At 51.3% G+C, this 7407-nt stretch carries 10 protein-coding genes and 3 tRNA genes; 5 read left to right on the top strand and 8 right to left on the bottom strand.

From position 1 onward, the window contains the following. Nucleotides 1-395: 395 nt before the first annotated feature. Entirely contained in the window at nucleotides 396-851 is a 456-nt protein-coding gene (locus ACL7TT_RS20110; RefSeq protein ID WP_299948548.1) for a hypothetical protein, read from the top strand. 49 nt (nucleotides 852-900) lie between these two features. On the opposite strand, the gene ACL7TT_RS20115 is transcribed toward ACL7TT_RS20110, so the two are convergent. Genes ACL7TT_RS20115 through folD form a run of 3 tightly spaced genes read right to left on the bottom strand, consistent with a single transcriptional unit; the run spans nucleotide 901 to nucleotide 3465 of the window. After that, on the bottom strand, nucleotides 901-1914 hold the full coding sequence (locus ACL7TT_RS20115; RefSeq protein WP_413397974.1) for a class I SAM-dependent methyltransferase: 1014 nt from the start codon (nucleotides 1912-1914) through the stop codon (nucleotides 901-903). A 5-nt stretch (nucleotides 1915-1919) separates the two neighbouring features. Continuing rightward, nucleotides 1920-2627, bottom strand: coding sequence for a 16S rRNA pseudouridine(516) synthase RsuA (gene rsuA / locus ACL7TT_RS20120; protein WP_413397975.1), 708 nt, complete (start codon nucleotides 2625-2627; stop codon nucleotides 1920-1922). After that, entirely contained in the window at nucleotides 2620-3465 is an 846-nt protein-coding gene (gene folD / locus ACL7TT_RS20125) for a bifunctional methylenetetrahydrofolate dehydrogenase/methenyltetrahydrofolate cyclohydrolase FolD (RefSeq protein WP_413397976.1), read from the bottom strand. Before folD ends, rsuA begins: the two co-directional genes overlap by 8 nt. Nucleotides 3466-3802: 337 nt before the next feature. On the opposite strand from folD, the gene ACL7TT_RS20130 reads away from it, so the two are divergent. The 3 genes from ACL7TT_RS20130 (at nucleotide 3803) to ACL7TT_RS20140 (ending at nucleotide 4161) form a co-directional block, all read left to right on the top strand. Then, nucleotides 3803-3879: transfer RNA gene (locus ACL7TT_RS20130), tRNA-Pro, on the top strand. 18 nt (nucleotides 3880-3897) lie between these two features. Continuing rightward, nucleotides 3898-3974, top strand: a tRNA-Arg gene (locus ACL7TT_RS20135). A gap of 111 nt (nucleotides 3975-4085) precedes the next feature. Further along, nucleotides 4086-4161: transfer RNA gene (locus ACL7TT_RS20140), tRNA-His, on the top strand. Between the two features lie 153 nt (nucleotides 4162-4314). On the opposite strand, the gene ACL7TT_RS20145 is transcribed toward ACL7TT_RS20140, so the two are convergent. The 5 genes from ACL7TT_RS20145 to ACL7TT_RS20165 are packed head-to-tail and all read right to left on the bottom strand — an operon-like array spanning nucleotide 4315 to nucleotide 5998. Continuing rightward, nucleotides 4315-4680, bottom strand: coding sequence for a hypothetical protein (locus tag ACL7TT_RS20145; protein ID WP_413397977.1), 366 nt, complete (start codon nucleotides 4678-4680; stop codon nucleotides 4315-4317). A gap of 13 nt (nucleotides 4681-4693) precedes the next feature. Continuing rightward, nucleotides 4694-4969 carry a hypothetical protein gene (locus tag ACL7TT_RS20150; protein WP_413397978.1) on the bottom strand — a complete coding sequence of 92 codons (276 nt, stop codon included), beginning with the start codon at nucleotides 4967-4969 and terminating at the stop codon, nucleotides 4694-4696. 22 nt (nucleotides 4970-4991) lie between these two features. Continuing rightward, on the bottom strand, nucleotides 4992-5336 hold the full coding sequence (locus ACL7TT_RS20155; RefSeq protein ID WP_413397979.1) for a hypothetical protein: 345 nt from the start codon (nucleotides 5334-5336) through the stop codon (nucleotides 4992-4994). Then, the gene (locus tag ACL7TT_RS20160; RefSeq protein ID WP_413397980.1) at nucleotides 5336-5578 is read right to left on the bottom strand and encodes a hypothetical protein; all 243 of its coding nucleotides are present in this window, start codon (nucleotides 5576-5578) and stop codon (nucleotides 5336-5338) included. The genes ACL7TT_RS20155 and ACL7TT_RS20160 overlap by 1 nt, the downstream gene beginning before the upstream one ends. Nucleotides 5579-5620: 42 nt before the next feature. Beyond that, the gene (locus tag ACL7TT_RS20165) at nucleotides 5621-5998 is read right to left on the bottom strand and encodes a 3TM-type holin (RefSeq protein WP_368456239.1); all 378 of its coding nucleotides are present in this window, start codon (nucleotides 5996-5998) and stop codon (nucleotides 5621-5623) included. 362 nt (nucleotides 5999-6360) lie between these two features. Here ACL7TT_RS20165 and ACL7TT_RS20170 point away from each other — a divergent pair, with 362 nt between their 5' ends. Continuing rightward, the gene (locus tag ACL7TT_RS20170; RefSeq protein WP_368456238.1) at nucleotides 6361-6798 is read left to right on the top strand and encodes a hypothetical protein; all 438 of its coding nucleotides are present in this window, start codon (nucleotides 6361-6363) and stop codon (nucleotides 6796-6798) included. The last annotated feature ends 609 nt before the right edge of the window (nucleotides 6799-7407 follow it).

A 7407-nucleotide genomic window follows, 5' to 3' on the forward strand; every position in this document is an offset into this window, starting at 1 on the left:
GCTGCCCAACGTGATTTATGTTCGTACTCGCCGGTCAACACCATGCGAACTGCACGTTCCCGTACTTCGGGGGAGTATCCAGGTTGTTTGCTCATTGGCTAATTCTCTCAAGAAAGTTTGCCTCCGAGAAACCCGGGGTGATTCACTGTACCCAGTTGGCAAACACTAAGTACACGCACAATTTTAAAAACTCTCTAATATTGCCCATTTTCTGTGTGGCTGTTTCTGATAAAGACTCCCTGTACAGTATTACGAAAGTTCCTGCTTTGGGGTTCGATCATAGAACCAATCAGTCAGCCTGTGTTTCTGTCATGTCAATGATGATATTGATTGGCGCCCTTTGTTACCCACTGCCTATACTGGAACAAGCGACGTACTTTTTTCGGGACCGGTCAATGCGGTACAAAACAGTTGAGGAAGTGATTCAGGAAGGAAGGGATTTTCACGCCAAACTGGCGCTGCAGTATGAAGAGTACGAACAGTTGGCCACCAATAAACGGGTTGAATTATTGTTGGATCAACTCAGGCGGCGGGAAGATTCCATGAAACATTCGCTGGAAAATTTCCATGCGGATTTACCGCCGGGCGCCCTGCATACCTGGGTGCAGTTTGCTCCGGAGGGGCGAGAAAAAGAATTTTTACAGCGACTGCGCTGCATAGACATTGATAACCTTGATGATGTCGCCAAATTTGCTCTGGATATAGAAATCTACCTGGCGGACCAGTACCGGGATTTGTCTCAGGGCGCAGAAACCCCCTCTGCACAGGAAGCCTTTGAACGCTTGCGTCAGCTGGAAGAGCTTGAAGAGCACACTCTCTCGATGAACCTGTTCAATTTGCGCGACTACTGAGTCACTGCATCAGTCTAACATCCCTTTTCACCTGGCTGAAAGCTGCATATCAAAGGCGCAGCCTGTATACACAGAATCCTTTCTCTTTGCAGATCAACTGCACATCTGAATAGTAGCGCAGGCCTTTATCCACCAGAGAAATAAACGCGTTCACCACAAAAAGTGCTGTTCCGGTTGATTTCAGAAGCCGGGCACTGTTTTGTAAGAAAAGGTCAGTCAGCCCTCCCTCCACCTGAAACCCCTGGTGGAACGGAGGGTTACACAGCACCAGATCGGCACTTCCGCTTTCAAGACCTGCACCGGCATCAGAGGGTATGACGACACCGGTCAAACCGTGTGCGCGAAAATTCTGCTTGCAGGCAAGCAGGGCGGCGGCGTTATTGTCGGTTGCGGTAAAATGGAAGTTGCCCAGTGATGCCAGTTGGGTACTGAGATAACCGTATCCACAGCCCAGGTCCACTATGCGGGTACCTCCCTTGGGCAGTTCAGTGATGAAATGTTGGGCAAGCAACGCACTGCCTTTATCGACCTTGTTCCAGCCGAACAGGCCCGGTTTGCTGTACAGGCCGCCGAGTTCGGGCAGGCTCCGCAACCTCGGGTAATCCAGCTCACCGATCAGTTTCCCACCGTTCGCATGATCGATGCAGTTGATACTGGCGTAGTCGTTACCGTGCTTCTGCAATTGCTTGGCAGAGCCAAGGCGTTCAGCTACTTTTGCCGCGTAGCTTTTGATTCCACTTTGTTTTTCTCCCAGCAGCACCAGCTCACCGCCCTCGCCAAGAAAGCGCGGCGCCTGATTGATGATGTGGTGAACGATTGCCTTTTCCTTGGATACGGGATAAATAATGCGACGATAGCTGCGTTCCAACTCCTCGAAGTGAAAGTCGTTAAAAAAACTGCGGGTAACATTTCCCTCAGCCAGCCCAGCAATATCCCAGCGGTTGGTGAGCAGATCGCCGTTGAAGTAAAATCCCGGCTGCAGGAGGGGTTTGCTGTTTTCATCGGCGATCCACAAAGTTTCCCTCGGGACATGAAGGAGCTCCTGGAGTAGAAGGGCTGACATGTTGTTTACTTTTTTACCGAAGCAATTTCATCTGGGGTAAGGAGGCGGTATTCACCTTCCCGGAGTCCTTCATCCAAAGGGATATCGCCAATTTTTTCCCGGTGCAGTACCAGGACTTTGTTACCCAGGGCGGCAAACATCCGCTTAACCTGGTGGTAGCGCCCTTCGCCGATAGTAATACGGACTTCATTGGCAAAGAGTATCTCAAGTCTGGCAGGCTTGGTTCTCCTCTTCTCGTTTTTCAGCCAAATGCCTCTGGCAACCTTTGCCACTGCCGCCTCCTCAATCCTGTCTGCCAACTGGACGTAATAGGTCTTTTCACAGTGATAGGTAGGTGAGGTCACCTTGTGAGACCACTGGCCATCATCGGTCAGGAGCACCAGTCCGGTAGTATCGATATCCAGGCGACCGGCAATATGCAGCCTGCCTTTGTTCGGTTCGTCGATTAAGTCGAGCACCGTTGGGTGCTCGGGATCTTTTGTGGCGCTTACATAGCCCAGAGGCTTGTTCAGCATAATGTAGCAAGGCCCCGGTTTAAGTAGGGGCCCGCCATCCAGGCACAAGGCATCACTGGTCTGTACCTTGGCGGCCGGGTCGGTGACCACCTCACCATTTACGCTAATCCGCTGTGCCTTAGCCGCGCGCTTTGCATCGGAGCGGGAGAGATCGGTAACCTGGCTAACTGCCTTGTCCAACCGAGTCGGGCTAGCCAATCTTGCGTTCACCAGAGTCAACGGTCTGATAGATAAGGGTATTAATAGTCATGGGACCAACACCACCAGGAACCGGAGTATAAGCGGCTACGCGCTTAGTGAGCGGGCCCAGTTCGATATCACCTACACCGCCTGGGTGGTAACCGGCATCCACTACAACCGCACCGTCTTTGATCCATTCTGCCTTGATAAACTCCGGCCTGCCCACAGCACCTACTACGATATCCGCACAACGGATATGCTCGGCCAGATTCTGGGTACGGGAATGGCAAATGGTGACTGTAGCATTAGCATTTAGCAACATGGCCGCCATGGGCTTGCCCAGGATGGGGCTGCGGCCAACAACCACAGCGTCCTTGCCTTCCAGCGCAATTTTGTAGGCCTCGAGCAGGCGCATTATGCCCTTTGGCGTCGCACAGCCATAGGCTTTCTCGCCCATCGCCATACGTCCGAAACCCAGGCAGGTCACACCGTCTACGTCCTTTTCCAGGCAGATGGCATCGAAGCAAGCGCGTTCTTCAATCTGCGCCGGCACCGGATGCTGCAGCAGGATGCCATGAACGTTGGGGTTACTGTTGAGTGCTTCGATCCTGCTAAGCAGTTGCTCAGTAGTGGTAGAGGAAGGCAACTCAACCTGCATGGAGCCCATACCAATACGGCGGCAGGCATTGCCTTTCATCTTCACATAGGTGGCAGAGGCAGGGTCATTGCCAACCAGGATGGTCGCCAGGATAGGGGTTTGGCCACCACTTTTTTCCTTAAGTGCAGCTACTCGAGCTGAGAGTGTCTCTTCAGTTTTCTGTGCCAGGGCCTTGCCGTCCAGAATCAGTGCAGACATAGATGCTATCTCAAACATTAATAGGTTGTGTGCTATAGACCCGAATCTGCCTCAAAGCCTACTTACTATAAAAGTGGAGCCAGGCGGATTTTCAAAGCGGCTCGCAAGCTACCCGGTCAAATTTGCACAATTTGCCATTTTCGCATAGGTTGAAAATAATTTCGTCACTTCTGGGCCTTGATGGGCAATAGAATAAACTTCTTAAAAAATAATAGTTTAGAGGCGTTGACTCCTGAGAGGGTGGGCAGTACTATGCGCGCACTTCGCCAACGGTACAGTCCTCAAAACCTCCATGTAGATGGTGATATAGGCTGAGTAGGTGCGAAGAGTTGATATACGGGGCATAGCGCAGTCTGGTAGCGCGCCTGCTTTGGGAGCAGGATGTCGGGGGTTCGAATCCCTCTGCCCCGACCAATCAACCGGTTTTACCTTGCGCCCGTAGCTCAGCTGGATAGAGCATCCGCCTTCTAAGCGGATGGTCGCAGGTTCGAGTCCTGCCGGGCGTGCCACCTCCAGGTGGTTCTGGTTTGGCATAAAGGGCCTGACCCACGCCAAGCTGGTGCGGGTTTAATCCGATATTTCAGTACAGCCACAAAGTACTGAAGCATATCCCTATTATGGTGGCCGTAGCTCAGTTGGTAGAGCACAGGATTGTGGCTCCTGAGGTCGCGGGTTCAATCCCCGTCGGCCACCCCAAATAAGCCTTTAAAATCAGGCACTTAAAAACCCTCCAGTTTGGAGGGTTTTTTGTTTTCCTACTCTGAGGGGTAATTCCAAGGGGTAATTTCGTACACAATCGATTTTTGCGACAAGTATTTTTGGGTATTCATCAGGTAGCCTAAGCCCTCCTCACTCCCCAATCACCACCCGCAGATTCACCGTGCGCTGGATGCACTCCATGCGCCAGGCTCCTTTGTTGACCTCTTCGTTCTCTGTGCCCTCAGCCACAGCACTGGCTTGCAAGGTTTCCACCTTGCCGGGGGTTTGCCAGGGTGTGCCGGCGGCATTGCTGCGCACCTGGTTCTCATTGGTGACGAAGGCACCGATCATCTTGTAGGCAAACTGGTCGGGGCTGCCGTCCTGGTCCAGATCAATGGGGTTGCGTACCTGCGCGATGCGCACAATATCACCGACATAGATGCCGCTGGTCAGTTCATAAAAGTGCTCGCCTTCTCCAGCGTTGCTGATACCGCTGGCTTGTATGTATTCAACCATGTTGCTTCCTTTATTAGGGCTTGTGCCTTTGGTTGTGGGTAATGACTCTGTGCCGGGAATCCACACCGGCGGCATAGCTGATATTGCCCACACTGATCTTGTACACCGTGCGTAGGCCCGCGCATTCGACCTGCTCGACGGTTTCCCAGGTAAGCGGTTCCTCTTCATGCAGCACACCCAGTTTTACCCTTTGGCAGTGCTGTGCTTCATATACCCGCCCAGTGTGATCGGTCACCGGCGTTTCACGGCTGCAAATCACCTGGGCACCGCTTGCCATGGTGAGCAGCACACAGGGCACTTCGTCCTGGGGTTTAACTTTGTGAATGGGTGCCAGGTGGGTACAGGCGCACAGTGCGGCCCTTGATACCGTTGCCCTGTTCCAGTTCGTCGCGCAGCACACAGGAGAGCTGGCCGGCAATATCCACCACCTCAAACTGGATGCTGCCGATCTCCGCCCTGCCCTGCTCCGGCAACAGGCGCTGGCTGGTGGCCGAGCATTTTTTTAAGGCCCCGAGAATGGCATTGGCGGGCAGTCCGGGAATATCCCGGTGGGAAGTAATATACAGCGGCAGGTCATAGCCGATCTGCACCACCAGGCGCAGCACGCGCTGGGGGGACTGGTTTGCCAGATCAAAGGGTTCTGAGTTGTTACGCATCAGGCCAGGATTTCCACAATGGTAAAACTAAACACAAACCGCCAGGCGGGCTGGCGCTGCTGTTTGAAGGAGCCGAATTTGAGCTGCACAGTACCGGGGGTGTCCGGCGCGGCTTCGGTGCCGAAGGGATCAAAGGTAAAAAATTCGCCGGCACCGCAACTGGCCGCAAACGTATCCCACACCATTAGTCCGGCAGGGCTCAGGGTGATGGGGGCCGTGCGACACGGGTACCGTAGTGGCATGGCCGGCCTTCTCAGTCAACTCTCGCATCAGATCGTGAACGGTCATGACTGTTTCCATGTCTTGATGGCTTTTTCAGCACTGCGACCCACCACATAACCGCCCAGGCCGATCTTTACAATCTCCAACAGTGCCAGTGTTTGTTCCTCGCTGAGGTTTGGTGCGGTCCATCCCAGCCAATGTGCCACCACGAGGCTGACAAAAGTCAGCATGGCAATAGGACGCCAGCAACGCTGAAGCCAGCTCTCCCCGCCCGCCTCGGCCGTAATCACACTGGTCGCCGATTCCAGCTCCTTGCGTTCCATTGCGATCAACTGGCGGTCAATCTCCGCCTTGAGCCTATTCGCCTCGGACTTGTCCGGAAACGCCTTATCAACGGCCTTGCCGATCAAACCAGAGATAGCACTAATTGCACCTAGCATCAGTAGCTCCAAATTGAAAAAATGGGGTGAGAGCGGAAGCGGCCCACCTCTTGTCCTCCAAAGCGCACGTTTAACGTCAAGCCATCTTTGGGCAAATACCGTTGTATTAGAATATGCTTTCGGTTAGTTTGTGAAAGGCCAGAACTTCTGGGGCATCCCTCACGGCCTAAATATACATATGGAAATTTACTTATGTTAAGTGCTCTAACAGTTCTGGTATCCCCAGTCGTGTTGGCCGGCATCAAGGGCCACATGAGAAACAAATATTTAACCAAAATACTTTAATTTCTTCGATAGTTGGCGAAAGATAAAAAAACACGCCAGGAGCACATAGTGCAACATTAAAAATGAAGGAGAAAACCATGCAAAAAGAAGTCTCAAGGTGGAGAATAAATATATTAAGAGCATTTTATCTTTTTATAGCTGTAGTATTTGGCTTTAGTGTATGGCCGACCATCATCAACCCAGGTGAAATATGGGACCCCTTGGAAGGAGTAGCATTCAGTTTTTGGGGGGCTCTCACCTTACTATCCCTATTCGGCGTTTTGCACCCACTGAAAATGCTACCAGTGCTGTTGATGCAGTTAACCTATAAAGCAATTTGGATGCTTGCAGTTGGGGCACAACTTTGGCTGGCAGGAGAAATCGACCCTGTAGCCGCCGAACTTGTAAATGCGAATACGATTGGAATCATCATCGATCTACTTGTTATCCCTTGGCCATACGTTTGGGCGACTTACATTTTGACATCCAACCCCTACAAACGTACTAATTTCTCAAAGAGTGAAGTAAATAACTAGCCAGGATATTCAAAGGTCAAGATTTTAGAGTGCTTTATTTTGGCCTCTGACTCAGATGAAGGTAGCTCCAAGTAAGACCTGGGGAAGTAGCTTTCTCCAGGCATAAAAAAACCGGCTCAGGGGCCGGTTTTTTAATTTAGGTGTCAGATGTTGCAGCAAGCGTAACATATCCTTATTTGTTAAGCACGGGTTGCCAGTCCCACCGCTACACATCTGTTTTGTACAGGTATTACAATATAAACATACCTACCATGAAATTCCGACTCTGCATTGATAAGAATTGCTTGATTCAAAGATATGGGATCAATCTCAGGCTTTATAAACCGATAAGACATTTGAACATACTCAATAATATCCCACGCAAACAACTTTAGGACCGACTCATCTTCAGTATGCAATTTAGAGAAACAATGCTCCTCTAATACCCTATTTATTTCTCTGTAGCCGATGGGTGATCTATCAAGGAGTTATTGTCAATTCTGGTGTTCAACAGGTTTGATTAAGCAGCACTCTGGTCTGCTGTTGGCACCTCTTCTCCATCTTTGAATTTCACTCCGGTGATGACCTTCGCGAGGTAGTCAAAGCCTCGGAGTTTTCTCCACTTTCCTT

The organism is Microbulbifer jejuensis, from assembly GCF_047289955.1.
Classification (GTDB): Bacteria; Pseudomonadota; Gammaproteobacteria; order Pseudomonadales; family Cellvibrionaceae; genus Microbulbifer.